The organism is Streptomyces sp. NPDC042002 (assembly GCF_055588305.1).
Map to the genome: position 1 here is coordinate 353,541 of NZ_JBVJCT010000003.1, position 26,769 is coordinate 380,309.

Consider the following 26,769-nt stretch of genomic DNA (forward strand, 5'->3'; position numbering starts at 1 on the left):
GGTCCCTTCCTTGTTTCTTGAGGAGTTGCTGAGAATCGTTGCTGTACGTGGCGCCGGTCATAGACAGCGATACGGGGGACGCGAAGGGTGGGACGCGACGGAAGGAGCGCCGCACCGTGGACCTGAGCACCACCCCGCGAGCCGATGCGCCCACCGGCCGAGGCGAAGCGCCCACAGGGCCGGCGCCGGCCACACCTCCCCTGAACCCCCTCCCCGGGATGCCCCAACAGCGCGCCCCCGCCACACCGCCACCGGCCCCGGGGGCCACGCTTACGGCCACATCAGCGGCCAGGTCCACGATCACATCAGCAGCCATGCCCACGGCCACGCCCTTGCCTGGGGCGCCGGGCCTGCCCGGGCCGTCGGGTACGCCCGTGCCCGGCCCGGCAGCCGTACAGGCCCTCGCGGCCGACTCCGACCCTGACTCCGGCTCCGCCGCTCGTACCCTCCCCGGCCGGCTCGGCGGGCTCCCTGTCCGGCGGCTTCTGCCCACCCCGCTGGGTACGCCCTTCACCTTCGGGTACGGCGTTGTCCTCGCCGCCACCTCCTACCTCGCCGGCCACACGCACCCCGCGTTCGTCCACGCCCTGCACCAGGCGTCCAGTACGGACTTCGCGCACCTCGCCCGGCATCCCGTGCTCGTACTGATCGCGAGCGCGCTGTGGATCGTCGGCGGGATCACCTCGCCGTACGCGGCCGGCTTCCTGCTCGTGCTGACCGCGCTGGAGCGCCGTACGGGCACGGCGCTCGCGGCCGGTGTCTTCCTGCTCGGGCATGTGGTGGCCACGCTGGCCACCGAGCTGCCGGTCGGAGCGGCGGTGCTGGCGGGCGTCCTGCCCGTCGGCTCACTGCACCGGCTCGACTACGGCATCAGCTTCGGCGTCGCCGCGAGCGTCGGCTCACTCGCGGGACTCCTTTCTCCCTGGCTGCGCTGGCCGCTCCTGATCGGCTTCGGCTCGGTCCTCACCCAGGACCTGATCCTCCTCGCCGACCCCGTGACGGACGGGGGACACCTGATCGCGCTGGCGATCGGCGTCGCGACCTGGCCACTCGTACGCGGGCGGCACCGGCACCGATTCCCCGGGCCGGCCGCGCGGTCCTGAGGCGTGGCCTTCCCGCTCGGGATCCGCTCCGATGGGCGCAGGTGTGCCGCCTGCCTTCTCCCGCGGACGGGAGGGAACCCGTTTCCCGCGGATGGGAGCGGATAAGAGGGGACCCGTTGAGCCGTTGGGGGACGGCGACCCCCCTTGGCCCGGGAACGCCGTGCGTGACCCGACCGCACCTGGTGTGCTCGCGCGGGTGCTCCCACACCGGTGCGGGCCACCGCGCGGCCGGTCCCCGGGCCCTTTCGGGGGCGTGAGGACAGCGCCCTGCGCCAGAAGTCCGAAGTCGATTCCACCGGCGCCGGTGGAACCCTTCCGGCGACGGCGACGGCGACGGCGACGGCGACGGCGACGGCGACGGTAGCGCGCCCGGCCGACGGGCGAAGCCCCGTGTCGACGCCGCCCGACGACCGCCGACGGATCTCCGGTGCGGGACGGCCCTCAGCGGGTGAGCGTCCCGTTCTGGGCGTCGGACGCGGACTGCCAGGCCTGTACGCCCGCCAGGGACGCCTCCTTGGCCTGCCGCCACTTCATGGCGGCCTGCTGGGCCGGAGGCACATCCATGGCGCGGATCATGCGCCGGCCCGCGGAGAACACGGCGACGGCCGCGATGGCCATGCCGCTGAATGCCACCAAGGCGCCGGCCGCGGTGAGCACGGCACCGGTCGTGACGAGCCGGCGGTCGATGTCGAGCGTGGGCTGGGAGTGGTGATGGTTCATGACTCCACCATCCAACGGCAGGTGGCCACCCCGCATCCCGAGCAACGCCTCAAGAAGCCCATCCCCGCCCGAGTCGCGGCCAGGGCGGCCGGGCGGCCTGGTGGCAGGCGGTGGTGATCCGCGGCCGAGCCGGATGCTCCGGCGACGACAGCCCGCCCGGCGGGACTCGGTCCCGCGTACGGCGGCTGACCAGCGGCGATCCGTACAGCGCCGGGAGACCAGAAGTGATCGCTCACAGCGAACAGCCCCCGGGGAACATTGCGGGGTCCCCGCGCATTGAGTCGACATAGCTCAACTTGACTGCCGAAGGGGCGATCATGGCTTCGACGTCCGCATCACTCACCCTGCCCGTGCTGCCGCTCGACGACGAGGTCGTGCTGCCCGGAATGGTGGTTCCGCTGGATCTGAACGACACCGATGTCCGTGCCGCGGTGGAGGCCGCTCAGGCCGCCGCCCGTTCAACGCCCGGCAAGCCTCAGGTACTCCTGGTGCCACGCATCGACGGGACCTACGCGAGCACCGGAGTGCTCGGCACGGTCGAACAGGTCGGCCGGCTGGCCGACGGCGACCCGGGCGCGCTCATCCGAGGGCGAGGGCGCGTGAAGGTCGGCGCGGGGACCACGGGTCCCGGTGCCGCACTCTGGGTCGAGGGCACCCGGGTCGAGGAGACCGTGCCCGACCCGCTGCCCGGCCGGGTCACCGACCTGGTGAAGGAATACAAGGCGCTGGCCACCAGCTGGCTGCGCAAGCGCGCCGCCTGGCAGGTCGTCGACCGGGTGCAGCAGATCGACGATGTCTCCGCCCTTGCCGACAATTCCGGTTACTCACCGTTCCTCTCCGTCGAACAGAAGGTCGAGCTGCTGGAGACCGCCGACCCGGTGGCCCGGCTGAAGCTCGCCACCGAACAGCTCCGCGAGCACCTCGCCGAGCAGGATGTCGCCGAGTCCATCGCCAAGGACGTCCAGGAGGGCGTCGACAAGCAGCAGCGCGAGTTCCTGCTGCGCCGCCAGCTCGAAGCCGTACGCAAGGAGCTGCGCGACCTCAAGGGCGAGGACGGCGAGGACGAGTCCGACGACTACCGTGCCCGCGTCGAGGCCGCCGACCTTCCCGAGAGAGTCCGCGAGGCCGCCCTCAAGGAAGTCGAGAAGCTGGAGCGGTCCAGTGACCAGTCGCCCGAGGGCAGCTGGATCCGGACCTGGCTCGACACCGTCCTGGAGCTGCCGTGGAACGAGCGGACCGAGGACGCGTACGACATCGGGGGCGCCCAGTCCGTGCTCGACGCCGAGCACGCCGGTCTGGAGGACGTGAAGGAGCGCATCACCGAGTACCTCGCCGTGCGCAAGCGGCGTGCCGAGCGCGGTCTCGGGGTCGTCGGCGGTCGCCGCGGTGGTGCCGTGCTCGCGCTCGTCGGCCCGCCCGGCGTCGGCAAGACCTCGCTCGGCGAGTCCGTCGCGCACGCCATGGGCCGCAAGTTCGTCCGCGTCGCCCTCGGCGGCGTACGGGACGAGGCCGAGATCCGCGGACACCGCCGTACGTACGTCGGCGCGCTGCCCGGCCGGATCGTCCGCGCCATCAAGGAGGCCGGGTCGATGAACCCGGTGGTCCTGCTCGACGAGATCGACAAGGTCGGTTCCGACTACCGGGGCGACCCGGCGGCGGCGCTGCTCGAAGTCCTCGACCCGGCGCAGAACCACACCTTCCGCGACCACTACCTGGAGGTCGAACTCGACCTCTCCGACGTGGTGTTCCTGGCCACGGCCAACGTCCTCGAAGCCATCCCGGAGGCCCTGCTCGACCGCATGGAGCTGGTCCGCCTCGACGGCTACACCGAGGACGAGAAGGTCGTCATCGCCCGGGACCACCTGCTGCCGCGCCAACTGGAGCGGGCGGGACTGGAGAAGGACGAGGTCGTCCTCGACGAGAGCGCGCTGCGCAGGCTCGCCGGGGAGTACACGCGGGAAGCGGGCGTACGGAACCTGGAGCGGGGCATCGCCCGGCTGCTGCGCAAGGTCGCGGCCCAGCACGAACTGGGCCGCAGGGAGCTGCCGTTCACGGTGAACGACACCGACCTGCGTGACCTCATCGGGCGCCCGCACCACGTGCCCGAGTCCGCCCAGGACCCGGCCGAGCGCCGCACGGCGGTGCCCGGTGTCGCCACGGGTCTGGCCGTCACGGGCGCGGGCGGTGACGTCCTCTATGTCGAGGCGTCGCTGGCCGACCCGGAGACGGGTGCCGCCGGTCTGACCCTCACCGGTCAACTGGGCGACGTGATGAAGGAGTCGGCGCAGATCGCGCTCTCCTTCCTGCGCTCGCACGGCGCGGAGCTCGAACTGCCCGTCGGCGACCTGAAGGACCGGGGTGTGCACATCCACTTCCCGGCGGGCGCCGTCCCCAAGGACGGCCCGAGCGCGGGCGTCACGATGACGACCGCCCTGGCGTCGCTGCTGTCCGGCCGGCTGGTCCGTACGGACGTGGCCATGACCGGTGAGGTCTCGCTGACCGGCCGGGTGCTGCCGATCGGCGGCGTGAAGCAGAAGCTGCTCGCCGCGCACCGGGCGGGTGTCACGACCGTGATCATCCCGAAGCGCAACGAGGCCGATCTGGACGATGTCCCGGCCGAGGTCCTGGAGAAGCTCGACGTCCACGCCGTCACGGACGTCCGCCAGGTCCTGGAGCTGGCACTGGCGCCTGCGACGAACGGCGCCGTGCCGGAGGTTCCGGTAGCCGCGTGACGGAGGTTGCCGGAAGGGAAGGCCCGGGTCCCGTGAGGGAGGCCCGGGCCTTCGCCGTACCTCAGCCGCCGCCGTACGTCATGGCCGAACACCTCTGGCCGTAAGGCGGTTGGGCACATCACCGGCGTACGACACCGCCGTACGGCAGCGAGGTGTGCCGGACGTCAGCCGGTGGCGAGCGCCTGGACGCGGTCCAGGGCGCCGTTGAACTTGTCGTGGTCCCCGACCGTCGTCCCGGACGACGTGTACTGCCAGATCGTGTAGTACCCCCAGCCCGCCGGGAGCGTCCCGGGATCGGAGGCGTAGCGCGCGATCCACAGCGGGCTGGCGGAGGCGAAGCCGCTGTAGTCGCCGGTGCACTGGGTCCACCAGCTGGCGGCCGTGTAGATCACCGCGTCACGGCCGGTACGGGCCCTGTACTGGGTGAGGAAGCTGCTGATCCAGCTGACCATCGCGCTCTGTGTCTTGCCGTAGCAGGCGGCGCCGTACGGGTTCCACTCGATGTCGAGGGTGCCGGGCAGCGTCTTGCCGTCGCCCGACCAGCCGCCGCCGTGGTCGACGAAGTAGTTGGCCTGGGTGGCACCGGTCGTGGTGTCCGGGGTCGCGAAGTGGTACGAGCCGCGGATCATCCCGATGTTGTACGCGCCGTTGTACTGCTGGGCGAAGTACGGGTTCGTGTAGTACGTCCCCTCGGTCGCCTTGGTGTAGGCCCACCTGACCCCGCTGCTCCACAGCGTCGACCAGGCGACGTTGCCCTGGTAGCCGGAGACGTCCACGCCTTCGGTCTGGGTGGCGTCACCGGTGGACGGCGTGCCGTCCTGGCCGTCGTGGGCGATGACCCCCATGCCCATCCGGGCGGAGCCCCGGGCGGGGGTGTCGGCGGCGGAGGAGGGGAGGGCGGAGAGGAGGGAGAAGGCGGCGAGCAGGGTTCCTACCGCGAGCGCTCGCAGGCGGTGGGCCGTTCCGGATCCGTGCACGGGCATGTGCGTGCCTCCGAAGGGCGAAGGAGCTCCGGGAGCCCGGAAGAGCTCGGTGGAGCTCGGTGGAGCTCGGTGGGGGGAAAGCGCGGGCACGCGTGCCATGGGGGGGATCAGGTCGTCCTTGACCTGGGGTGGCGTGCGCATGCCAGGAAATAAGTGTCTGATAAAGAAGCTACGCACGTAGACGACGACGTGGAAGAGGGGCCGGAGGCTGCCGTTGGTCTACGCCTGCGAAATACTGTCGGAGCTGCGGCAACGGCGAGTTCTGGCAGAAACTTTCAGGATCGGGAAACCGGGTCAGGGGTGCTGACGTGCACGAGGGCGGAAACGACGGCAGACGTCCGGTCGAATCCGGCGTGTCGGGAAATGGTGTGGACCGGCCCGCGGCGCACGGCGGCGCGGAGCGCGAGTTCCTCTCCCTGGAACGCGAGTTGACCGTGTTCCTGCGCCGCGCCCGCGCCAGCCAGGGGGAGATGGCCCGCGAGGTCCATCCGGACCTGGAGTCCGCCGCGTACGGACTCCTCGTCCGTCTGGAGGAGTGCGGGCGCCAGCGCGCCACGGAACTCGCGGCCTACGTCGGCGTCGGCAAGGCCACCATGTCCCGGCAGCTGCGCGCCCTGGAGGAGTTGGGCCTGGTCGCGCGCGAACCCGACCCCGCCGACGGCCGTGCCTGGCTCGTCCACCTCACCGAGGAGGGCCGGGGCCGCGTCAGCAGCGTCCGAGAGGCCCGCCGCGCCCGCTACGTCCGCCAACTCGCCCACTGGGACCAGGACGAGGTCGCGGAACTCGCCCGGCTGCTGCACCAACTGAACCGCGGCATGGAGAAGTAGGCCCGGCCCGCGACCGCCCCCGCCTGTTCAAAGCTCCACGAACACCACCGTCGCGTCGTCGTGCGTCTTGCCCCGCCGGGGACGCGACCGCTCCAGCGCGTCCGCGCGCTCCAGTGCCCGTACGCGTTCGACGAGCGAGGCGGAGCCCTCCTCGCGTACGAGGGCGAACAGGTCGGCCCAGTCGCCCGCGTGGAACCTCTCCACCCAGCGGGTGGCGCCGTCCGTGAGAGCCGTCAGGGCGCGGACGGCGGAGCGCGGGAGTGTGCCCGTCACCGCGCGCGAGGCCACCGAGGGATCCGCGGCCGCCGTGAAGAAGCCGCCCTCCCTGTTGCGGACGGTGGCGTCCGCGACGGCGTCCGTGCTGAGGGCGGCGCGGGGGACGCGGGAGAGACGGTCGTCCAGCAGGGCGGTGACCTCGCCGGAGGGCGATTCCACCAGCAGGGCCGAGTCCGAGAGGACCAGGTACTCGACCTCCGACGCTGACCACCGCGCGAGGACCACGGTTGCCTGGGGAGTGCGCGGGTGAGAAAGGTCACAGGTGGCGGCGTGTGTGCCGGCGACACGGCGAATCGCCTGCGACAGGACCTCGGACAGGGGTGAATCCCCCCGCGAAACAGACAGTTCGGTCAGTGCCCCGCCGAGCCGCGTGGAGAACCAGGAGACCGAATGCAAACAGCCGTAGTCGCCCCGAGGGGGTGTCACCCCGTCGAGCGCGACCAGTGAACCGCCCTGTCCTGAAGCGGGAAGTCCGACCGATGCGAAGTCCTCATTGGGGCGGTCCGGGTCTCCGGGCTCCGACACGAGTTCAGTGCGCATTCCGCCAGTCTGCACGAGCCCTTCACAAGGGCCCCGGAAGGTCGGCGAGGAACGCCCGGCACGCGGCCCGGCAGCTCAGGCGCCAGGTTTGGCATGGAATGATCGACTCCGGCAACGCGTGGCGGCGAATACTGCCAAAGCACGTCCCGGACGTCCAACCGGCGCGGCGCGGGGGCCCGTCGCGAGCGGTCCGGGACTTGCCCGCCAACTCCCCTCCGATGTTCACTCCTTCGGGTGGCGGGTCAGATGATGCGGGACCACTGCCCACCGGCACTGGGAGGGTCGGGAGCCGTACCGGGCGGACGCCGCGATTGACGGGACGTCACCCGGGCCCCAGATGGGTACACGAGTCAGGAATGCGAGCACCGGTGCAGAAGACGCGGCCGAGGCGCACAGGCAAGAAGACGGCCTCCAACTCCACAGAGGGTGGCGCCGTCGGCGACGCCACCGACTCCACAGGCCGGGGCAGGACCGCCCACGTACGCAACCGGCTGATCGTGGCCGTGGCGGTCGTCGCGGCCGCCATCGCCGGAGCCGGCGCGCCCACGGTGCTGTCCGCCTCGCAACAACTGAACGACTCCCAGAACCTGGTGACGCTCGCCCAGCGCACCCAGCAGGCGCTGACCCTCGCGCACTCGCTGGCCGACGAGCGCGACGACGTCACCTCGTACGTCGCCGGGGGCAGGCCCAAGGCCAAGGCGCCCTCCGAGCAGCGCAGCGCCCTGGTCGACCGGCAGGTCGACGAGCTGCGCGCGGACGCGGACACCCCCGCCGCCCTGCTCAAGGACCTCGACGGCATCGGGGCCCTCCGCAGAGCGGCGCTCACCGGGAAGAGCACGGCTCTCGAAGCGCACCAGGCGTACTCCGACGCCATCGTCGAACTCCACGCCCTCGCCGAGGACCTGGCCGACCGGATGCCGCCGCGCGCGGGCTCCGGCGCGCACTCCCTCGCCGAGCTGGACACCGCCGTCCAGCAGTCCGCCGCCGCCCGCGGACTGCTCCTGGCGGCCCTCGGCATCCCGCGCACCACCCAGACCGTCTACAACCCGGTCACCGGTCTGATGACCACCACGAGCACGTCGTCGGACGCCGACACCAAACAGCGCGACGCGCTGAGCGCCGCCGCCCAGCAGGCCCGCGTCCGCTCCGACGCGGCCGTCGCCGACTTCCGCGAGACCGCGCCCAAGAAGGCCGTGGCGTCCTACGACTCCACGGTCACCGGCCCCGACGTCGGCTCCGCCGACCGGTACCTGGTGAACCTCACGGGCCAGCCGAAACTCTCCGACTCCGCGCTCGGCACCAGCGTCAAGAAACTGGACGCGGCCCTGTCGGCCCGGATCGACCTGATGCGCGGCGTGGAGTCCTCCCTCAACGACCACCGCACCAAGGACCTCGAACAGCTGCGGGACGACGACGTCAACGCGCTGGAGATCCGCGTCACGCTCCTCGGCGTACTGATGCTCGTCGCGGCCGGCGTCACCATGGCCATGGCCCGCACCCTGACCCGGCCGCTCGCCGTCCTGCGCCTCGGCTCGGCCCGGCTCGCCGCCGACCCGGGTTCCCAGGAGCCGGTCAAGTTCACCGGCCGCAACGACGAGTTCGCCCAGGTCGTCCGCTCCGTCAACGCGCTGCACGCGCACGCCGCCGCGCTGCACGAGCGGATCGCCCCCCTCGAAGGCGACCGCAAGCACCTCATCGGCCAGCGCCAGCTGATGGCCGACGAGCGCGACCAGCTGCGCGGCGAACTCGCCGAATCCGTGGCCCACTTGGAGCAGGTGCGCGGCACGATCCACAGCACCTTCGTCAACCTCGCGCTGCGCACCCTCGGCCTCGTCGAGCGCCAGCTCGGCGTCATCGAGGGCCTGGAGGAGCGCGAGCAGGACCCGGACCGCCTCTCCACCCTCTTCAAGCTCGACCACTTCGCCACCGTCATGCGGCGGCACAGCGAGAACCTCCTCGTCCTCGCGGGCGCCGAGCACGTCCAGCACCACGCGGGCCCGGTCCCGCTCGTCGACGTCGTACGGGCCTCGGTCAGCGAGATCGAGCGGTACGAGCGGGTGCGGATCGCCGCGCTGCCCCCGCACGCGCACATCGCCGGGTTCGCCGCCGACGACATCAGCCACCTGGTGGCCGAACTCCTGGAGAACGCCACCTCGTTCTCGCCGCCCGACGTGCCCGTCGAGGTCTCCGGCTGGCTGCTGGAGAGCGGCGACGTGATGCTCTCCGTGCAGGACGAGGGCATCGGCATGACCGACGAGCGGATGCGCCATCTCAACGTCCGCCTCTCCGAGTTCGACCCGGAGGACACGTACGACCAGGAGAGCGGCGAGGGACTCGGGCTCGGCCTGTACGTGGTGGCCCGGCTCGCCCACCGGCACGGTGTACGGGTGAAGCTGCGCGAGCAGAAGCAGGGCGGGGTGGCCGCCGTGGTCGTCCTCCCGAAGGCACTGCTCGCCGCCGCGCCCTCGTCCACCGTCCCCGCCGCCACCCGGCACGTCGGCGGAGCCCCCGCGGTGGCCCTGCCCGGCGCCGACGCCGAGGCCAACTCCAATGTCCTGCGCGGCCGTTCGATCCGCAGGTCCCCGGCATCCGCCTTGGCCGACGACGAGGACCCGCTGATCGCGGCGGCCAAGGCGGCCGTACGAGAAGCCGCTCCCGAGCTGGAAACGGCGCCCGAGCAGGCGCCGGTCCCCGCGCCCGAGCCGGCCGCGCAGACCCCGGTCATCCCGGCCCCCCGCGGGCCGGAACCGGAACTCCCGTCCGAGACGACGATGGAGCTGCTGCTCCCGGAGCTCACTCCGGACACCCCCGGACCGGAAGCCCCCGCGTCAGGCGACTTCGAACTGGCGGCCCCCGCACCGGCGGCCGCCGCCCAGGGATCCCCCGCACCGGACTTCGCCGAGGCGCCGTCAGGCTCCCCGCGAACGATCACCGCACCCACCTTCGGGTCCCCTGAGTCGGCTCCCGCCTTCGGGTCCGTCGAGCCCGCCCCGGTTTCCCCCGAGGCGCCCGGATCCCTCGCCGAGCCGGCTCCCGGCCTCGACGGGGTGTCAACTCCCGGCGCAGACGGGACGATCCTTCCCGCAGACGAGACAACCCCCCGCGCCGACGGGACGGCCCCCCACACGGTGGGGACGGCTCCCCGTACGCTCGGGACGGCCCCCGGTGTCACCGAGGCCGCTTCACGCACCGGCGCACCGGCCACGGGGCCCGCTCCGACGGGGGACCTGCCCGCGGGTCAGGCCACCGAGGCGCCCGCAGGTCAGGCCACCGGCGTGCCCGCAGGTCCGGTCACCCCGGTCGCCGACCCTTACGCCATCGGCCCCGACAGCCACGAGCGGGCCCCCGATGAGCACCCCCGGCTCACCGACAAGGGTCTGCCCAAGCGGACGCCGAAGATCTCCGCCCCCGCCGCCGCCCCGCGGCCGCGCGTGGGCGGTGTGGACGCCGAGGCCCTGCGCCGCAGGCTCGGCGGATTCCACCGGGGAGCGGTCGAGGGCCGTCGCGACGTGGAGGCGGAGATCGCCGACCGGACGGCGGAGACCCCCACGCCCGAAGGACAGACCGCGTCGGTACCCGCACACGCGCCCGCAGGACCCGCGCCCAGCGCGCACCAGATCGACGCACAGGACGTAGAAGCATCGGGGGGCACAGCCGAGGAGGCAAGCAGTTGACCGCGACCAGTACCTTCGGCCTGAGCAGTGAAGCTCGTAACCTGCACTGGCTGCTGACCAATCTCGTCGAGGAGGTGCCCGGCCTCCTGTCGGTCGCGGTCGTCTCCTCCGACGGGCTGCTGCTGCTCTCCTCCGACCCCGGCCGCAACGCCGAGGCGAGGACGGCCGACAGCACCAAGCCGACCGGCCCCAAGGGCTCCGCGGCCGACCTCGCCACCATCGTCTCCGGCATCGGCAGCCTCACCATCGGCGCCGCGAAGCTGATGGACGGCGGCGGCGTCAAGCAGACCATGGTCGCGATGGACGAGGGCAGCCTCTTCGTCATGGCGATCAGCGACGGTTCGCTGCTCGGAGTGCACGGCTCCCCGGACTGCGACATGAGCGTGGTGGCGTACCACATGGCGCTCTTCGTCGGCCGGGCAGGACACGTCCTGACCCCCGAGCTGCGCATCGAGCTCCGAAAATCCCTCGAGGCCGACGCTCTCGGGAGCGCCTGATGACCGTAGCGAACGGCGTCCAGAAGCTCCCGGTCCGCGGCGGCGACCGCAAGCCCGCCCGCGTACGCCCCTACTCGCTCACCGGCGGACGTACGCGCTTCGGCCACGTCCTGCTGGTGGAGACCTTCGTGGCCGCGCTGGAGGCCCCGGAGGCGCGCAAGGAGCTGACCAACGGCTCGCTCACCACCCGGGTCATGCCCGAGATGCGGGCGATCGTCGAACTCTGCCGCCGGATGCGTACGGTGGCCGAGATCGCCGCCCTCCTCAGGATGCCGCTCGGAGTGGTCCGAGTGCTCTTGAGCGACCTGGCGGACCAGGGAAAGATCCGCGTGTACGGAACAGGTCACGGCCCGGGACAGCCGGACCGCGCTCTGCTGGAAAGGGTGTTGAGTGGACTCCGTCGTCTCTGACGCCGAACCTGGCGTCGCCCCCCTCCTCGACGAAGAGGAGAATCTGCAGGCCTGGCAGACGGACCGCACGCGCGCGCCGATCGCCACGAAGATCGTGGTGGCGGGCGGCTTCGGCGCCGGCAAGACCACCCTCGTCACGGCCGTCTCGGAGATCACGCCTCTCCAGACGGAGGCGCTGATGACCCAGGCCAGCGAGGAAACCGACGACCTCACGGGTACGCCGGACAAGCTGACCACCACCGTCGCCATGGACTTCGGCCGCATCACGCTCGACGACGACCTGGTGCTCTACCTCTTCGGTACGCCGGGCCAGCAGCGGTTCTGGTTCATGTGGGACGACCTGGTGCGCGGCGCGATCGGCGCGGTGGTCCTCGCCGACACCCGCCGCCTCTCGGACTGCTTCCCGGCGCTCGACTACTTCGAGAGCTGCGGACTGCCGTACGTCGTCGCCGTCAACCACTTCGACGGCAGCGACGCGTTCGAGCCGGACGATGTGCGCGAGGCCCTCACGGTTCCCGCGCATATACCTGTCATGATCATGGACGCGCGCCGCCGGATCTCGGTCGTCGAGACCCTGCTCGCCCTCGTCGGCCACGCGCTCGAAGTCAGCCCCGAATAGGGACGCCTCAGTCCTAGGAGAAGCAACCCGCATGCGGAAGATACTCGTCGTCGGAGCCGGCCAGGCCGGACTCCAGCTCGCCCTCGGACTCCAGTCGCAGGGGTACGAGGTCACCCTGATGTCGAACCGGACGGCGGACGAGATCCGTTCCGGCCGGGTCATGTCGACGCAGTGCATGTTCGACACGGCGCTCCAGCACGAGCGCGATCTCCAGCTGAACTTCTGGGAGTCCCAGGCGCCGAAGATCGAAGGGCTCGGCGTCTCGGTCGCGGCCCCCGGCTCCTTCGACCCGGGTCCCTCGCAGCGCGTCATCGACTGGGTCGGCAAGCTCGACGGGTACGCGCAGTCGGTGGACCAGCGGGTCAAGATGGCGGGCTGGATGGAGACGTTCGCGCAGCGCGGCGGCCAACTGGTCATCCACGGCGCGGCGGTCTCCGACCTCGACTACTTCTCCCGCGCGTACGACCTGGTCCTCGTCTCGGCGGGCAAGGGCGAACTCGTCTCGATGTTCGGCCGTGACGCCGCCCGTTCCCCGTACACCGAGCCGCAGCGCGCCCTCGCCGTGTCGTACGTCCACGGTCTGGGCCCGCGCCCGGAGCACCCGGACTACGACGCGGTCCGCTGCAACCTGGTCCCCGGCGTCGGCGAGCTGTTCATCATGCCGACCCTCACCACCTCGGGTCGCGCCGACATCCTCTTCTGGGAGGGCATTCCCGGCGGCCCGCTCGACGTCTTCAACGGCGTCAAGGATCCCGCCGAGCACCTCTCCCTCACCCTGGAACTCATGGAGCGGTTCACGCCCTGGGAGTACGCGCGCGCCACCAACGTCGAACTGACCGACGCGGGCGGCACGTTGTCCGGGCGGTACGCCCCCACCGTCCGCAACCCGATCGGCCGCCTCCCCGGCGGCGGGCTGGTCCTCGGCGTCGCCGACGTCGTCGTGGCCAACGACCCGATCACCGGACAGGGCTCCAACTCGGCCTCCAAGTGCGCCGCCGCCTACCTCGCCTCGATCGTCGAGCAGGGCGACAAGCCCTTCGACGAGGAGTGGATGCAGGCGACGTTCGACCGCTACTGGGACACCGCGCAGCACGTCACCAAGTGGACCAACGCGATGCTGGGCGTCCCGCCGGAGCACGTGCTCAACCTGATCGGAGCGGCGGGCCAACTCCCGCCCGTGGCCGACCGGTTCGCCAACGGCTTCAACAACCCGGCCGACTTCGAGAGCTTCTTCTTCGAGCCGGAGAAGACGGCCGCCTATCTGGCGTCGGTCACCGGTGCGACGGAGGCGTAGCCCTCGTCGGTTCCTTCGGTGGCGTGCTCGGGGAGCTTCGGTGGCGTGTAGCGCCGCAGGGGCTCCCCGTCCGGATCCGGGCGCACCGCGCCGAGGAGCGGGTTCGCCGCGATGGGGGACACCTTGATCTTCGCCCCGGGCCGCGGCGCCTGCACGACCATCCCGTCGCCCAGGTAGATGGCGACGTGCGTGGCCTCGGGGAAGTAGATCACCAGATCGCCGGGACGCAGCTTGCTCAGCGGGATTCTCGGGAGCTGGGCCCACTGCTCCTGGCTGGTGCGGGGGATGGGACGGCCGGCCCGCTGCCAGGCCTGTGACGTCAGCCCCGAGCAGTCGTAGGCCGCCGGACCCTCCGCGCCCCACTCGTACGGCTTCCCGATCTGCCCGACGGCGTAGCTCAACGCCTCCTCGCCCTCCTGCGACGGCGGCCGCACGCTGCTGAGCGCGCCGGAGGCCATGACCTTCTTCTGCGCCGTGGCCGTCCCCGACTTCTCGAACCTGTCCAGTTCGGCGATCTGCTCGGCGGACAGCGAGGCGAGCAACCGCTGGACGTCGTCGAGCCGCTCGCGCACCGCGTCCCGGTCCTTCTTCTGCCGTTCGGCGAGCGAGAGCTGACCGTCCAGTGCCTTGCGGGCCGCGCGCGCGAGCACATCGGTGTGCTTCTCGCCGCCCGCGACCCGCCGTACCGTCTCGGCCCGCTCCAGCGACAACTGTCCGATCAGGTGCCCCTGGTCGAGGGCGTGCTGCGGATCCCGGGCGAGCAGGAGCTTCACGTACGTGGAGAGGTCGTCGCTGCTCTGGTACTGCTGCCGGGCCAGCCGTCCCGCGGCCCCGCGACTGTCCTCCAGCGAGAGGCGGGCCCTGGCGAGGCCGGCGTCGAGCCTGGCGACCTCCGCGCGCTGCTTCTTCAGCTTCTCGGCGGTGCCGTTGTACGTCTCGGTGGCGCGTTCGGCGTCCCGGTAGACCCGCTGAAGATCCGTCAGCAACGAGGCCACGGACCGCTGGGCGTCGTCCCCGGAACCCTGGCCGGGCTCCGGGGCGGCCGCGGCGGGTGTGGGCGAGAGCAGCGCCCCGGCCGCCACCGCTCCCGTACACAGCAGACGCAGAAGCCTTCCTGACACGTCATCACCTCCGGTACCGGGGTGGTCGGTCGACCACCCGTCTCGCACCGGCAGGATCGGCCCGAGGCGTCTCTCGCGCGCGCCGGGTGACCGCTTCGGCCCAAGAAGGTCACTCGTCGGCGTTGCCGTCCGGCGTGGCGCCGCCGCTGCCCCGGCCCTTGTGCGTACCCGGGGACCAGGGCAACGTGAACCGGCGCCCCGACGCGTCGCCCTCGGGGTCGTACTCGTACTTCCACCCCTTGTGGAGCCCGAGCCGCTTGCTGGTGGCCGCCTGGACGCGCCGGTAGACCAGCACGGTGGGCTTGCCGCCGGCCGGGTCGGGCACCGGAATCCGGTAGGTCTTCGGCGGATGGCCGGTGATCCCGAGCAGCACGGGCATGACGCGCCCGTCCAGCGGGCCGCCGACAAAGGGGGTGTCTTCGCTCTTCACCGGACCAGTGTCACAGCAGGTGGGCCGCATCCTCGACAACGGGCAGCACCCGGCGGACCAGCGCCCCCGCGATGCCGTCGGGACGCTCCATGGCGAGCGAGGCCCGGACCACCGCCGCGGTCTGCGGATCACTGCCCGCGCTCGCCACGAGCGCCGCCACGAACTGCTCGACGAGCCAGTCCCGCAGCTCGTCCAGCGGCGGATCCTTGTCCTCGTCGAGCCAGATCAGCGAGGCGGCCTCCACGGCCGTGATCCACATCCGTACGGTCATCCGCAGCCGGGGCCCCGGATCCTTCACCGCCAGATGGTCGAGAATGTGCTCCGCCGCCGCCCGGCGCACCCCGTCCACTATGGCCGTGGTCCGCGAGGTCTCGATGACGCTCCCGCCCTGCAACAGCGCGCTGAAGCCGGCGTCGTGCTGGTCCACGAACGCGAGATACCGGTCGAGGGCCCGGGAGAGCCGCTCGGTGAGCGGCCCCTCCGGAGGCTCCGCGAAGCAGTGCTCCAGCTCCTCGGCGGCGGACCGCAGGGCAGCCTCGTACAACTGCTGCTTGCCGCCCGGGAAGTACCGGTACACGAGCGGCCGCGACACCCCGGCCGCCTCCGCCACATCGTCCAGCGAGACCTCCTCGGGCACCCGCTGGGCGAACAGCGACAGCGCGGCTTCGAGCAGCTGCCTGCGCCGCTCCTCGACACTGAGCCGACGGTAAGCGGGGGTGGAAGCCTGCGAGGTCATGCCGGGCAGCGTAACCGCCCACCCGCACACCTCCCCGTACAACCACAGTGGGAGCACGCCGGCGGACGAGGAAGGGCGCCCCCGGCACGCGAGCCCCCACCCGGCGGGAGCACGGCGACCGCCGCCGGAGGACCCGCCCGGCACGCAAGCCCCCACACAGCGGCAGCCGCCGGACAACGCGAGGGGACGTGCCGGTACATCGAATGCCCGTATCCGGACGGATCGCAGGACGCGCCCACTTGGAACGCCGGCCGGATCCGTTCGGATACGGGCGGATGTACCGGCGCGGCCCCGCCCCTTACGGGCCCTGGGCGCACCCCGGCCGACCGGACCCCGCCCCGAAACCTCAGCCGAGTCCGGAGCGGCACGGAGCAGTCCGGAGCCGAGTCGGGGCCGAGCCCGGCACCACCCCGCAGGACCACCTCAGGCCAGCAGCCCCGACGACTTCCACAGCCGCCGCCCCGCCCCCCGCAGCACCCCGATGTCATCCAGGAAGTCCGTCAGCTTCTTGGCCCCGGTCTGCATCACGTCCCGCCGGTGCCCACTGGCCTTCACCTGGGCCAGCGCCTCGCGCTTGTCGAGTCCGACGTTCGTGTACACGTCCGGGTTGATGAAGGCCACCGAGAAGACCCGGGCGAACTCGCCCGAGGTGATCCGGGTGAACCCCTGCGACCACCGCGGCGCGGAGACCATCTGCCGCCGCAACTCCTCCCGGGCGTAACGGACATGCCGAGCCTCCTCCACCACATGGATCCGCGTGACCCCCCGGACGAGGGTCTGCACCCGCTCGTCCGGGAACGTCAGCCGCTGCATCCAGTCGAGGATCTCCTCACCGAGCAGCGTGGCCGTGAAGGAACCCGGCGTGGTCGAGATGGTCTTGAAGACCCGCCCGAGATGGAGATGGGCCCGGCTCACCGGGTAGTACGGCGTGCCCCCGCGCGTGATCAGCCGGGCGAACATCTTCGAGTGCCGGCACTCGTCCTCGATCTCGGTCAGCGCGTACCGCACATGCGCGCTCGTCGCCGCCTTGTCGTAGATGTGCCGCACCAGCAACTGCATCAGGATGATCTCGAACCAGATGCCCAGCGAGGCCAGCGCGACCGCCTCGTGCCGGGACAGCGCGATCCGCTGCTCCTCGCTCATCCGCCGCCACAGCGGGGTGTCGTACAGCGACACCAGCTCGGGCGGCCAGAACCACTTGCCCTCCTCGAAGGGCGCGTCCCAGTCGAGCTCCTTGTCGGGGTCGAAGGAGTGCTTGGCGGAGGAGTCGAGGAGGCGCTCGGCCACCCGCTCCCGGTCCTTGAGCAGACCGAGCGCGTCACGGAGCACCTCGGCTTCGGTCACCGTCGTCATGGCTGTTCCCACCTCGTCGTACGGGATCACTTCAGGGGTTACCGGCGGTCACCACTTATGAGACTGCTTGTCAGCAAGCTCGTCAATCCCCTGCGCCGGACTTGTTGACGACGCGTCTACCGCGCCTGCCTCCGGTGAGCCCGCGCGAGGTGCCCCGATGCACGCCCTGTACGAGGAGTGCGGCGAGCGGCCCGAATCCCCTCCCTTCCTCCGCCAGTTGCCCTGTCGTCCGCGTCCCGCCCCACCTCCCACCCGGCATCATCAGCCCATGACCTCCTCGATCACCCCGAACCGCACGGCCGCCCGACGCAGCCTCGAAGGCCTGGCCCTCGGTGACGCCTTCGGGGAGCGCTGGTTCCCGCTCTTCAGGGACCGGCTCCAGGCGTACGAGGAGATCCGCGCCCGGCGCACCCCGCAGGAGTCCGACTGGCACTGGACCGACGACACGGCGATGGCGCTCGGCGTCATCCGGGTCCTCGACGAGCACGGCGAGATCCGGCAGACCGAGCTGGCCCAGGCCTTCGCGCTCGGCTACGACGCGGACCCGGCCCGCGGGTACGGCCACGGGATGCACGAACTGCTTCCCCGGCTCGTCCAGGAGCCGCACCGCTGGCCGGAGTTGGCGCGCGCACTGTTCGACGGAGAGGGCAGCCTGGGCAACGGCGCGGCGATGCGGGTCGCGCCGCTGGGGGCGTGGTTCCACGCGAGCCTGCCGTCCGTCGCCGAGCAGGCCGCGCTGTCGGCCGAGGTGACCCACGCCCACCCGGAGGGCATCGCGGGCGCCGTCGCCGTGGCGACGGCCGCCGCGTTGTCCGCGCGGGACGAGCAGGACATCGCCGCCGTCGCGTCGGCGACCCCAAGGAGCGCCGTCCGGGACGGCCTCGAAAGGGCGGCCGGCCTCCCCTTCTCCACCGCGCCGTGGAAGGCCGCGGACATCCTGGGCAACGGTCAGCGCGTCCGGGCCGACGACACCGTCCCCTTCGCCGTCTGGTGCGCCGCCCGTCACCCCGGCGACCTGACGGCGGCGCTCTGGAGCACCGCCGAGGGCTTCGGCGACGTCGACACGACCTGCGCGATCACCGGCGGAATCGTGGCCGCCCGCACCGGCGTCGACACCGTCGCCCCCGACTGGCTGCGCCGCAGGGAAGCGGTACCCGGAAGCGCCTAGGGCCCTTCCGCCGTCCCCGGCGGGAACGACGTCCGCAAGGTGAACGCCCGCTGAGTGGGCCCGTGTTCACGCAGGTGCAGCAGTCGCGACTCGGCCTCCGGGACGGTGGGGCGATGGCCGGAGGGGACCCACCACAGCGCGGTCACCGCCTTCTCCAGCCGCTCGAAGAAATCACGGCGCCGCGCCATCAGCTCACGGTGTCGGCCCTGGTACATGAACGCCGTCAGCGCGTTCGTGTCGCGCCAGGTGGACATGTTGACGATCAGCCAGTCATCGCCGAGGACGGGAACGTCCGTGGCGTTGCCGGAGTCGCTCTGTAGTCGCCAGACGAATCCGTCCGCCGCGTCCGCGACGGCGTTCACGGGATCGAGGGCTTCGACGAAGTCCTTCAACTCGGGTGAATCCAGGGGTGCCTTGAGGCGGGCGATGTTGACCTGCGCGAGCTCGTACGAGGCTGTCGACTCAGTCATGACCGAACGCTAGGTCGGCCGTGGCGACGACCACACCCCCGTCTCACGCAGTGAGAGAAAACCCCTCGCGCGCTCCCTCGTCCCCCGCTCGCCCACCTCCTCGCGGAGTGAGAGAGGACCGAGAGGGCCCCTCACGACCCCAGCACCGCCTCCATCACCGCCCGCGCGATCGGCCCCGCGAACCCGCCGCCGGTGACGTCCTCCCGGTCCGCCGCCGCGTCCTCGACGACGACCGCGACGGCCACCGCGGGTTCCATGGAGTCGTCGGCCCGGGCCCAGGAGATGAACCAGGCGTACGGGGTACCGGAGTTGCCGATGCCGTGCTGGGCGGTGCCGGTCTTCCCGCCGACGGTGGCGCCGGGGATGGCGGCCACGGTTCCGGTGCCCTTCTCCACCACGTCGGTCATCAGCTCGCGCATGCGCTGCGCCGTCGACGCGCTCATCGCCTGGTGGAGGGTCCGCGGGCCGGTGGTGGCCAGCGTCCCGCCGCCATGTGCGGTCGTCTTCTCCACGAGGTACGGCGTCCTGACCGAACCGTCGCCCGCGACGGCCGCCGAGATCATCGCCATCTGCAGCGGAGTCGCGCGGGTGTCGAACTGGCCGATGGAGGAGAGCGCCAACTGCGCCTTGTCGAGCCGCAGATCGAAGTTGCTGGGCGCCACCGAGAAGGGGATGCGCAGCTTGCGGTCGTTGAAGCCGAAGTTCGCCGCCGTCCTCGTCATGTCGTCGAGCCCGACGTCCACGCCCAGCTTCGCGAAGACCGTGTTGCAGGACCAGGTGAACGCGTACCGCAGGGAGGCGTCCTCGCAGCCCTCGACCTCGTTCGTGAGCCTTGTCGTGGTGCCGGGGAGCCGGTAGGGGTCCGGTGACGTGGTCGGCGCGTCCACATCGTCCACCACGCCCGAGTCCAGCGCCGCCGCCGCGGTCAGCACCTTGAACGTCGACCCCGGCGGATACGTCTGCCGGATCGCCCGGTTGAGCATCGGCTTGTCGGCCTGCCCGTTCAGCCGCGCCCACGCCGCCGACACGGCCGGCCCCGTCCCGGACAGCCGCGCGGGATCGTACGACGGCGTGGAGACCAGCGCCAGGATCCGGCCGGTGGTCGGCTCGATCGCGGCGACCGCGCCCCGACGGGCCCCGAGCCCCTCGTAGGCGGCGCGCTGCGCCGCCGCGTCGAGCGTGGTGACGACCCTGCCGCCGTGGCTCCGGGCCCGGGTGAGGCCGTTCAGCAGGGGGAACGGGGCGAGCATCGGGTCGGAGCCGGACAGGACGCCGTCCTCGGTGCCCTCCAGCAGTGTCGTCCCGTACAGCTGCGAGGCGAAGCCGGTGACGGGCGCGTACAACGGGCCGTCCCGGTACGTCCGTTCGTAGCGGAGCTGCTCGCCGGTGTCCTTGGAGCCGGTGACCGTCCGGCCGTCGACGACGATGTCGCCGCGCGGCTGGCCGTAACGGGCGATCGCCAGACGGCGGTTGGCGGGGTTGTGGTCGTACGACGGGGCCTGGACGACCTGGACGCGGGCGGCGTTGACCAGGAGGGCCACGAGCAGCACGGCGCACAGCCCGATGGCCCGGCGGATGTACTTGGTCATGAGGCCGGTGTCCCGTCGTACTGACCGCGGGCGCAGTCGCTGATCCGGATCAGCAGAGCCACGATGATCCAGTTGGTGACGACCGAGGAGCCGCCCTGCGCGAGGAACGGCATCGCCATGCCGGTCAGCGGGATCAGGCCGGTCACGCCTCCCGCGATGACGAAGACCTGGAGGGCCACGATCGAGGCGAGGCCGACCGCGAGCAGCCGGCCGAAGGGGTCGCGCAGGGCCAGGCCCGCGCGGTAGCCGCGTTCCACGAGGAGGCCGTACAGCAGGAAGATCGCGGACAGGCCGACCAGACCGAGCTCCTCGCCCGCGGTCGCCAGGATGAAGTCGGACTTGGCGGCGAAGCCGATGAGGATCGAGTGGCCGAGCCCGAGGCCGGTGCCGAGCATGCCGCCGGCGGCGAACGCGAAGAGGGACTGGGTGAGTTGGTTGGGGCCCTGGCCCGCGGTGATCGACGCGAAGGGGTCCAGCCAGTCCTGCACCCGGCTGTGCACATGCGGTTCGAGACGGCCCACGGCGACCGCGCCGGCACAGGCCAGCAGCAGCCCCACGGCGGTCCAGCCGGTGCGGCCGGTCGCGACGTAGAGCAGGATCACGAACAGGCCGAAGAAGAGCAGCGAGGTTCCGAGGTCCCGCTCCAGGACCAGGACCAGGACGCTCAGCAGCCAGATCGCCACGATCGGCCCGAGGACCCGCCCGGTGGGCAGCTGGAGCTGCCGGAACCGCCAGATCTGGCGGCCGCTGTAGGCGAGCGCGTTGCGGTTGGCGGCGAGGTAGCCGGCGAAGAAGACCGCGAGCAGCACCTTCGCGAACTCGCCCGGCTGGATGGAGAATCCGGCGATCCGGATCCAGATGCGGGCGCCGTTCACCGCCGGGAAGAAGATCGGCAGGACGAGCAGGGCGAGCGCGCCGACCACCGAGACGTAGGTGTAGCGCTGGAGCACCCGGTGGTCGCGCAGGAAGAGCACGACGACGATGAAGAGCGCGACGCCGAGCGTCGACCAGATGAGCTGGATGGGCGCCGCCTGGTCGGCCGGGGTCTCCAGGTCGAGCCGGTAGATCAGCACCAGGCCCAGGCCGTTGAGGAGGACCGCGATGGGCAGCAGCAGGGGATCGGCGTACGGGGCCCTCAGGCGCACGGCGGCATGGGCGAGGAGCGCGAGCACGCCGAGCCCGGCGCCGTATCCGGCGGCGCCGGGCGGGACGGTGCCGTTCCTGGCCAGACCGACGGCGCAGTAGCCGTACACGCAGAGCAGGACGGCGACGACGAGGAGGGTGAGCTCGATGCCACGGCGCCTGGGAAGGCGTTCAGCGGGAGGGGCCGGGTCCGCCGCCACGGCCGTTCCGGACATTCCGGGCAGGGTCATGTCCGGAACGTAGCAAGCGGGCGACCCGATGTCCCGTTACGCGATGACGAACCGGCCGGTCCGGTTCGCCATCGTTCGGCAACGCGGTGTCAGCACCAGCGGGGGGACGGGCCGATGTTGTCGATGTAGCGCGCGGCGCCCCAGGCCCAGGTGCCGTCCGTGAGGAGGTACCAGAGGGGGTTGCCCTCGACGGTCTGGCCCGAGGTCTTGCAGAAGATGGAGACGATCTCGCCCTGCCGCGCTACCCGGATCAGCTGGCTGCCGCGCGTCGGGGAACTGCGCAGGGCCAGCCCGCCGCGGGCGGTGATCCTGCCCTGGTACAGGCGCGGGCTGTTCTGGCCGACGCCGTCACCCCTGCCGTTCCCGTTCGCCGGCTCGTGACCGTTGCCGCCACCATCACCGTTGTTCCACGTGTGGCCGTTGCCGTTTCCGCCGCCACCGCCGTTGTTCCAGGTGTGGCCGTTGCCGTTTCCGCCCCCGCCACCGTTGTTGGATGTCTGGCCGTTTCCGCCGCCCCCGCCACCGCCCCCGTTGTTCCACGTGTGGCCGTTGGCGTTGCCGTTTCCGCCGCCACCGTTGTTCCAGGTGTGACCGTTCCCGCCCCCGCCCTGCTGCTGGCCGTCACCGCCGCCACCGTTGCTCCACTGGTGGGTGTCGCCGCTTCCGGTGCCGCCCTCGCCGTCGGCGAGGGCGGGGGTGGCACCGGCGAGGGCGACAAGGCTGCCGGCGGCGAGGGCCATACCGATTCGGGTGTATGTGGACCGCAGGGACATGGAGGGCTCCTCCAGAAGGGGGCGAACCTGACTTATCGCCACATTAGGATCGGGAGCCGGGGAACGCAGGTCACACTCCGCCATCGGAGATGCCCGGCTCCTCCCGCCCGCCCTGAGGGAGCGTCAGTGTCGCCACCGCTCCGCCGTCCGGGGCGTTGGTGAACACCAGGCGCGCGCCCAGGACCTCCGCCTGGCCGAGCGCGATGGTCAGGCCGAGCCCGTGGCCCTTCGGACCGCCCTCGGTACGGAAGCGCTGCGGCCCGTGCTCCAGGAGGTAGCCGGGGTAACCGTCCCCGTGGTCCCGGACGGTGACGACCGGGCCGTCCAGGGTCAGCGTCACCGGCCCCCCGCCGTGCTTGTGGGCGTCCGCCACCAGATTCCCGGGCACCCGCTCCAGCCGGCGCCGGCCGGTCCCGGCCCGCGCGCCCCGCACCACCCGGACCGCGGTGCCGGTACCCGAGGCGCGCTACTCGCTGCACCGCTACTCCACTACTCCGCGAGTTCTTCGAGGAGACGTGCCGTGGCGAGCCCGGCCCGCAGGTACTCCACGAACAGGTCGTTGTGCAGCGCCCAGGGCGAGCGCCGGGCCCTGATCAGCCGTATCGCGTCCTCGGTGCTGTGCCCCGCCAGGGTGAGCGCGTGCGCGACGACCAGCCCCGAGCGGTTGTACCCGTGATAGCAGCGGACGAGCACCCGGCGCCCGTCCTCCAGCGCGTCGTCGGCGGCCCGCGCGAGCCGCATGACCCCCGTCAGCTGCGTACCGTCCAACGGCCCGTCCGGTATGGGCCACACATGGTGCTCGACGCCCGGGTCGGGCCCGTGCCCAGGCAGCCGCAGAAGCGTCAGGACCAGGTCGAACTCATCGTGTACGACGGCGGATTCGGGCTGTCCCGAACGCGCCGCGAACTCATGGCCGCCCATCCACAGGCCGGGCACGATCTCACTCCACGGGCTGTCCGGGGCCGGAACATCCGGATATCTTCTACGAGTCCGCAACGGCGCCTCCCACCCAACTCCCCCAACTCCTGCCAAAGGTAACCGGGTTCTTGCCCAGGGAGCACCCCGCCTGTTCCCATGGTCATGGGGTGATGGTGCATGAAAGGACTGCGCGTCGTACCGGCCCGGCGCCACGGACAGGAGCGCCTGTACGTGTGCCTGACCGACGGGAGAAGCGTCGCCTGGTACGACCGTGAGACGGCCAGGGTCAACCTGCTCAGCGAGGACCGGCGCGAGGACGTGCTCGTCGCGCTGGGCCCGTTCCTTACCGGCCCGGTGACGGTCGGGCCGCCGCCCGTGCCGACCCCGGCCGAGCTGGCCCGGCTGACGCTCCACCCGGACGACGACCTCGCGCCGAACCGGCCCGGCGAGGCCCTGGTGATCGACCTCGACCGCGACCCGGGCCCGGCGCACCGGCTGCGCCCCGACCCGCGCCGCCGCGCGCTCGCCGCCGAGCAGGCCGTCGGCGCGACCCTCGACGAGCTGGAGGGAGGCGGCTGGCACACCCTGCACTCGGTCCCGCTCCCGGGCGGCGACCGCGTCCACCACCTGGTGATCGGCCCCGCCGGCCTCTTCTGCGTACACAGCCTGTACGCCCGTAAGCAGCGGGTCCTGGTCGCCGACCCGATGGTCACCGTCGGCCGCCGGGAACCGCGTCCGCTGCTCCGCCGGGTCCGCGCCGACGCCGACCGCGCGTCCCATGCCCTGACGGCCGAGGTCCACGCCGTCCTCGCCGTGGTCGGCCCCACCCGCCTCGACACCACCGCGCCGCCGCGCGCGGTCCGCGTCCTGCGGGACACCGACCTCGCGAGCCTCGCCCGGCTCGGCGGGGTGCTCAAGCCCGCGGACGTGGAGGCCCTGCACGCGATGGCCCGCGACCGGCACACCTGGCTGCGGGTCTGAACGCGAACCGGGCGCTGGCCGCCCGCGGCCTCCGCCGGGCCGTTCGGGGCAGCGGACGGGCTCGCGCGCTCCCCGCTCAGGGCAGCGGGCTCGCGCCCCGGGCCGTTCAGGGCAACGGGCGAGTGCGCTCCGCGTCGAACAGCGGGGCCAGCAGGTCGCCGAACTCCCGCACGCGGGGCGCGATGTCCGCTGCCTGGAAAGCCAGTTGGGCGGGCGACCCGCACTCCTCGACCTCCTTCCAGGTCACGGGCGCGGACACCGTCGGCACCGCCCGTGCCCGTAACGTGTAAGGAGTGGCGGTCGTCTTCCGGCCGGCGTTCTGACTCCAGTCGACGAACACCTTTCCGGGCCGCAGGCTTCGCGTCATCCGGTGCACGACCTGGCGGGGCAGCGCCTTCTCCGCCTCCACGGCCAGCTCCTTCGCGTACGCGCTGACGTCTGCGGACGGCGTCGGCGCGACAGCGGCCAGCAGGTGCAGCCCCTTCGCCCCGGACGACTTCGCGTACGCCTCGATCCCGTCGGCGGCCAGCCGCTCGCGCAGCCACAACGCCACCTCGCAGCACTCCACGACCGTCGCAGGCGCCTCCGGATCGAGGTCGAAGACGATCCGGTCGGCGATCTTGGGCGTGCCGATCGTCCACTGCGGGGTGTGGAACTCCGTCACCAGGTTGGCCGCCCACATGAGCGAGGCCAGGTCCTGGACGAGGACCATGCGCGCGGGCCCCTCGGCGCGCGGAACCTCGGCCGTGGTGACCCAGCCGGGCATACCGGGCGGCACGTTCTTGGTGAAGAAGAGCTGCCCGTCCGGCCCGTCGGGATAACGCAGGAAGGAGACCGGCCGGTCCCGCAGATGGGGGAGCAGTACGTCCGCCACGGTGGCGTAGTAGTGCAGCACCTCGCCTTTGGTGAAGCCGGTGGCCGGATGGAGGACCTTGTCGAGATTGGTGAGCGCGAGTCTTCTGCCCTCCACCTCCGTGATAGGCGTCATACCATGACAATCACACGAAAACAGCACAAAAATCGCCCATCGTGATCGGAAGGGTGCTGCACGTGCGATCCATCTGGAACGGCGCCATCTCCTTCGGCCTGGTCAGCATCCCCATCAAGGTCGTGAACGCCACGGAGAGCCACGCGATCTCCTTCCGTCAGATCCACCTCGACGGCGGCGGCCGCATCCGCTACCGCAAGGTCTGCGAGCTGGAGGACAGCGAGGTCTCGACCGCCGAGATCGGCAAGGCCTACGAGGACGCGGACGGCACGCTGATCCCGATCACGGACGAGGACCTGGCCTCGCTGCCCATCCCGACCACCCGGACCATCGAGATCGTGGCCTTCGTCCCGGCGGACCGGATCGACCCGCTCCAGATGGACACGGCGTACTACCTCGCCGCGAACGGGGTCCCGGCCGCCAAGCCGTACGTCCTGCTGCGCGAGGCCCTCAAACGCGGCCAGAAGGTCGCCGTGGCGAAGTTCGCGCTGCGCGGGCGGGAGCGGCTCGGCATGCTGCGCGTCGTCGACGACGTCATCGCCATGCACGGTCTGCTCTGGCCGGACGAGATCCGCGCCACCGACGAGGTCGCCCCGGACGCCGCCGTCACGGTCCGCGACAAGGAACTCGACCTGGCCGACGCGCTGATGGGCACCCTCGGCGAGGTCGACCTCGAAGACCTGCACGACGACTACCGCGAGGCCGTCGAGGAACTCGTCACCGCCAAGGCCGAGGGGCACGAGGCGCCCGCCGCCCCCTCCGGGGAGAAGGCCGGTGGCAAGGTACTGGACCTGATGGCGGCCTTGGAGAAGAGCGTGCGCTCGGCCAAGGAGTCGCGGGGCGAGGAGGCCGAGGAGGCCACCGGGACCGGTGGCGAGGACGCCGAGGTCACCCCGCTGCCCGCCCGCAAGACCGCCGCCCGCCGGTCGACCGGTACGGCGCCGAAGGAGGTCGGCGGGAAGAAGTCGACGTCCACGGCGAAGAAGCCGGCGGCCAAGAAGACCGCGGCGAAGAAGTCGACGGCGAAGAAGCCGACGGCGAGGAAGTCGACCGCCAAGTCGACCGCCGGCACCACCGCGAAGCGCTCCGGCGGCACGACGGCCTCCCGGACGACGGCCAAGAAGACCGCCGCGAAGAAGACGACCTCGCACAAGCGGGCGTCCGCCTGACGGACGCCCTGGGCCGGGGTGCAGG

24 protein-coding genes and 1 pseudogene are annotated in these 26,769 nt (G+C 71.8%); 11 read left to right on the forward strand and 14 right to left on the reverse strand.

Translation table 11 applies throughout. The features are described from left to right. The first annotated feature begins 374 nt into the window (after positions 1–374). On the forward strand, positions 375–1,103 hold the full coding sequence (locus ACZ6KY_RS06890) for a rhomboid-like protein (RefSeq protein WP_469309251.1): 729 nt from the start codon (positions 375–377) through the stop codon (positions 1,101–1,103). A gap of 441 nt (positions 1,104–1,544) precedes the next feature. On the opposite strand, the gene ACZ6KY_RS06895 is transcribed toward ACZ6KY_RS06890, so the two are convergent. Beyond that, positions 1,545–1,823 (reverse strand): hypothetical protein, encoded by a 279-nt coding sequence (locus ACZ6KY_RS06895; RefSeq protein WP_469309252.1) that lies wholly within the window; start codon positions 1,821–1,823, stop codon positions 1,545–1,547. Between the two features lie 317 nt (positions 1,824–2,140). Here ACZ6KY_RS06895 and lon point away from each other — a divergent pair, with 317 nt between their 5' ends. Continuing rightward, on the forward strand, positions 2,141–4,555 hold the full coding sequence (gene lon / locus ACZ6KY_RS06900; protein ID WP_469309253.1) for an endopeptidase La: 2,415 nt from the start codon (positions 2,141–2,143) through the stop codon (positions 4,553–4,555). 164 nt (positions 4,556–4,719) lie between these two features. Here lon and ACZ6KY_RS06905 read toward each other — a convergent pair whose 3' ends face one another. Continuing rightward, entirely contained in the window at positions 4,720–5,538 is an 819-nt protein-coding gene (locus ACZ6KY_RS06905; protein ID WP_469309254.1) for a lysozyme, read from the reverse strand. Positions 5,539–5,846: 308 nt separating this feature from the next. Here ACZ6KY_RS06905 and ACZ6KY_RS06910 point away from each other — a divergent pair, with 308 nt between their 5' ends. After that, the gene (locus ACZ6KY_RS06910; protein WP_469309255.1) at positions 5,847–6,365 is read left to right on the forward strand and encodes a MarR family winged helix-turn-helix transcriptional regulator; all 519 of its coding nucleotides are present in this window, start codon (positions 5,847–5,849) and stop codon (positions 6,363–6,365) included. 27 nt (positions 6,366–6,392) lie between these two features. Here the strand turns inward: ACZ6KY_RS06910 and ACZ6KY_RS06915 are convergent, their stop codons facing one another. Then, positions 6,393–7,181 (reverse strand): protein phosphatase 2C domain-containing protein, encoded by a 789-nt coding sequence (locus ACZ6KY_RS06915; protein WP_469309256.1) that lies wholly within the window; start codon positions 7,179–7,181, stop codon positions 6,393–6,395. Positions 7,182–7,549: 368 nt separating this feature from the next. Between ACZ6KY_RS06915 and ACZ6KY_RS06920 the strand changes: the two genes are divergently transcribed. The 5 genes from ACZ6KY_RS06920 to ACZ6KY_RS06940 are packed head-to-tail and all read left to right on the forward strand — an operon-like array spanning position 7,550 to position 13,675. Beyond that, entirely contained in the window at positions 7,550–10,855 is a 3,306-nt protein-coding gene (locus ACZ6KY_RS06920) for a sensor histidine kinase (RefSeq protein WP_469309257.1), read from the forward strand. Further along, positions 10,852–11,352, forward strand: coding sequence for a roadblock/LC7 domain-containing protein (locus tag ACZ6KY_RS06925; RefSeq protein ID WP_467755751.1), 501 nt, complete (start codon positions 10,852–10,854; stop codon positions 11,350–11,352). Before ACZ6KY_RS06920 ends, ACZ6KY_RS06925 begins: the two co-directional genes overlap by 4 nt. Further along, positions 11,352–11,762, forward strand: a complete 411-nt coding sequence (locus ACZ6KY_RS06930; protein ID WP_469309258.1) for a DUF742 domain-containing protein — start codon at positions 11,352–11,354, stop codon at positions 11,760–11,762. The genes ACZ6KY_RS06925 and ACZ6KY_RS06930 overlap by 1 nt, the downstream gene beginning before the upstream one ends. After that, positions 11,743–12,381 (forward strand): GTP-binding protein, encoded by a 639-nt coding sequence (locus ACZ6KY_RS06935; protein ID WP_469309259.1) that lies wholly within the window; start codon positions 11,743–11,745, stop codon positions 12,379–12,381. Before ACZ6KY_RS06930 ends, ACZ6KY_RS06935 begins: the two co-directional genes overlap by 20 nt. A gap of 31 nt (positions 12,382–12,412) precedes the next feature. Further along, complete coding sequence (locus tag ACZ6KY_RS06940; protein WP_469309260.1) at positions 12,413–13,675, forward strand: styrene monooxygenase/indole monooxygenase family protein; 1,263 nt, start codon at positions 12,413–12,415, stop codon at positions 13,673–13,675. Here ACZ6KY_RS06940 and ACZ6KY_RS06945 read toward each other — a convergent pair. From ACZ6KY_RS06945 to ACZ6KY_RS06960, 4 genes are all read right to left on the reverse strand, one after another. Further along, positions 13,639–14,796, reverse strand: a complete 1,158-nt coding sequence (locus tag ACZ6KY_RS06945; RefSeq protein ID WP_469309261.1) for a C40 family peptidase — start codon at positions 14,794–14,796, stop codon at positions 13,639–13,641. The genes ACZ6KY_RS06940 and ACZ6KY_RS06945 overlap by 37 nt on opposite strands. A 109-nt stretch (positions 14,797–14,905) precedes the next feature. Continuing rightward, positions 14,906–15,226: a hypothetical protein gene (locus tag ACZ6KY_RS06950; protein WP_469309262.1), complete on the reverse strand. Its 321-nt coding sequence runs from the start codon at positions 15,224–15,226 to the stop codon at positions 14,906–14,908. Between the two features lie 10 nt (positions 15,227–15,236). Further along, positions 15,237–15,962: a TetR/AcrR family transcriptional regulator gene (locus ACZ6KY_RS06955; protein WP_469309263.1), complete on the reverse strand. Its 726-nt coding sequence runs from the start codon at positions 15,960–15,962 to the stop codon at positions 15,237–15,239. Positions 15,963–16,385: 423 nt separating this feature from the next. After that, the gene (locus tag ACZ6KY_RS06960) at positions 16,386–17,315 is read right to left on the reverse strand and encodes an AurF N-oxygenase family protein (protein ID WP_469309264.1); all 930 of its coding nucleotides are present in this window, start codon (positions 17,313–17,315) and stop codon (positions 16,386–16,388) included. Between the two features lie 268 nt (positions 17,316–17,583). Between ACZ6KY_RS06960 and ACZ6KY_RS06965 the strand changes: the two genes are divergently transcribed. Then, positions 17,584–18,483: an ADP-ribosylglycohydrolase family protein gene (locus ACZ6KY_RS06965; RefSeq protein WP_469309265.1), complete on the forward strand. Its 900-nt coding sequence runs from the start codon at positions 17,584–17,586 to the stop codon at positions 18,481–18,483. Here the strand turns inward: ACZ6KY_RS06965 and ACZ6KY_RS06970 are convergent. The 6 genes and pseudogenes from ACZ6KY_RS06970 to ACZ6KY_RS06995 form a co-directional block, all read right to left on the reverse strand. Beyond that, positions 18,480–18,953, reverse strand: a complete 474-nt coding sequence (locus ACZ6KY_RS06970) for a DUF3291 domain-containing protein (RefSeq protein ID WP_469309266.1) — start codon at positions 18,951–18,953, stop codon at positions 18,480–18,482. The two genes, ACZ6KY_RS06965 and ACZ6KY_RS06970, sit on opposite strands and share 4 nt — an antisense overlap. A gap of 131 nt (positions 18,954–19,084) precedes the next feature. Then, positions 19,085–20,542, reverse strand: coding sequence for a penicillin-binding transpeptidase domain-containing protein (locus tag ACZ6KY_RS06975; protein WP_469309267.1), 1,458 nt, complete (start codon positions 20,540–20,542; stop codon positions 19,085–19,087). After that, the gene (locus ACZ6KY_RS06980; protein ID WP_469309268.1) at positions 20,539–21,915 is read right to left on the reverse strand and encodes an FtsW/RodA/SpoVE family cell cycle protein; all 1,377 of its coding nucleotides are present in this window, start codon (positions 21,913–21,915) and stop codon (positions 20,539–20,541) included. Before ACZ6KY_RS06980 ends, ACZ6KY_RS06975 begins: the two co-directional genes overlap by 4 nt. A gap of 89 nt (positions 21,916–22,004) precedes the next feature. Next, the gene (locus ACZ6KY_RS06985) at positions 22,005–22,688 is read right to left on the reverse strand and encodes an SH3 domain-containing protein (protein ID WP_469309269.1); all 684 of its coding nucleotides are present in this window, start codon (positions 22,686–22,688) and stop codon (positions 22,005–22,007) included. Between the two features lie 70 nt (positions 22,689–22,758). Next, a pseudogene (locus ACZ6KY_RS06990) lies at positions 22,759–23,154 on the reverse strand (ATP-binding protein); the annotation flags it as partial. 23 nt (positions 23,155–23,177) lie between these two features. After that, positions 23,178–23,684, reverse strand: coding sequence for a protein-tyrosine phosphatase family protein (locus tag ACZ6KY_RS06995; protein ID WP_469309270.1), 507 nt, complete (start codon positions 23,682–23,684; stop codon positions 23,178–23,180). Between the two features lie 99 nt (positions 23,685–23,783). Here ACZ6KY_RS06995 and ACZ6KY_RS07000 point away from each other — a divergent pair, with 99 nt between their 5' ends. After that, positions 23,784–24,587 carry a nuclease-related domain-containing protein gene (locus ACZ6KY_RS07000; RefSeq protein WP_469309271.1) on the forward strand — a complete coding sequence of 268 codons (804 nt, stop codon included), beginning with the start codon at positions 23,784–23,786 and terminating at the stop codon, positions 24,585–24,587. Between the two features lie 106 nt (positions 24,588–24,693). Here ACZ6KY_RS07000 and ligD read toward each other — a convergent pair whose 3' ends face one another. After that, positions 24,694–25,575 (reverse strand): non-homologous end-joining DNA ligase, encoded by an 882-nt coding sequence (ligD, locus tag ACZ6KY_RS07005; protein WP_469309272.1) that lies wholly within the window; start codon positions 25,573–25,575, stop codon positions 24,694–24,696. 62 nt (positions 25,576–25,637) lie between these two features. Between ligD and ku the strand changes: the two genes are divergently transcribed. Continuing rightward, entirely contained in the window at positions 25,638–26,744 is a 1,107-nt protein-coding gene (gene ku, locus ACZ6KY_RS07010; protein WP_469309273.1) for a non-homologous end joining protein Ku, read from the forward strand. Positions 26,745–26,769: the final 25 nt, after the last annotated feature.

Coding starts and splice junctions, on each gene's coding strand:
- ACZ6KY_RS06940 (WP_469309260.1), top strand. CDS start 12,413: ATGCGGAAGATACTCGTCGTCGGAGCCGGCCAGGCCGGACTCCAGCTC.
- ligD (WP_469309272.1), bottom strand. CDS start 25,575: ATGACGCCTATCACGGAGGTGGAGGGCAGAAGACTCGCGCTCACCAAT.
- lon (WP_469309253.1), top strand. CDS start 2,141: ATGGCTTCGACGTCCGCATCACTCACCCTGCCCGTGCTGCCGCTCGAC.
- ACZ6KY_RS06930 (WP_469309258.1), top strand. CDS start 11,352: ATGACCGTAGCGAACGGCGTCCAGAAGCTCCCGGTCCGCGGCGGCGAC.
- ACZ6KY_RS06915 (WP_469309256.1), bottom strand. CDS start 7,181: ATGCGCACTGAACTCGTGTCGGAGCCCGGAGACCCGGACCGCCCCAAT.
- ACZ6KY_RS06895 (WP_469309252.1), bottom strand. CDS start 1,823: ATGAACCATCACCACTCCCAGCCCACGCTCGACATCGACCGCCGGCTC.
- ACZ6KY_RS06960 (WP_469309264.1), bottom strand. CDS start 17,315: ATGACGACGGTGACCGAAGCCGAGGTGCTCCGTGACGCGCTCGGTCTG.
- ACZ6KY_RS07000 (WP_469309271.1), top strand. CDS start 23,784: ATGAAAGGACTGCGCGTCGTACCGGCCCGGCGCCACGGACAGGAGCGC.
- ACZ6KY_RS06905 (WP_469309254.1), bottom strand. CDS start 5,538: ATGCCCGTGCACGGATCCGGAACGGCCCACCGCCTGCGAGCGCTCGCG.
- ACZ6KY_RS06980 (WP_469309268.1), bottom strand. CDS start 21,915: ATGACCCTGCCCGGAATGTCCGGAACGGCCGTGGCGGCGGACCCGGCC.
- ACZ6KY_RS06955 (WP_469309263.1), bottom strand. CDS start 15,962: ATGACCTCGCAGGCTTCCACCCCCGCTTACCGTCGGCTCAGTGTCGAG.
- ACZ6KY_RS06970 (WP_469309266.1), bottom strand. CDS start 18,953: ATGACTGAGTCGACAGCCTCGTACGAGCTCGCGCAGGTCAACATCGCC.
- ACZ6KY_RS06985 (WP_469309269.1), bottom strand. CDS start 22,688: ATGTCCCTGCGGTCCACATACACCCGAATCGGTATGGCCCTCGCCGCC.
- ACZ6KY_RS06975 (WP_469309267.1), bottom strand. CDS start 20,542: ATGACCAAGTACATCCGCCGGGCCATCGGGCTGTGCGCCGTGCTGCTC.
- ACZ6KY_RS06965 (WP_469309265.1), top strand. CDS start 17,584: ATGACCTCCTCGATCACCCCGAACCGCACGGCCGCCCGACGCAGCCTC.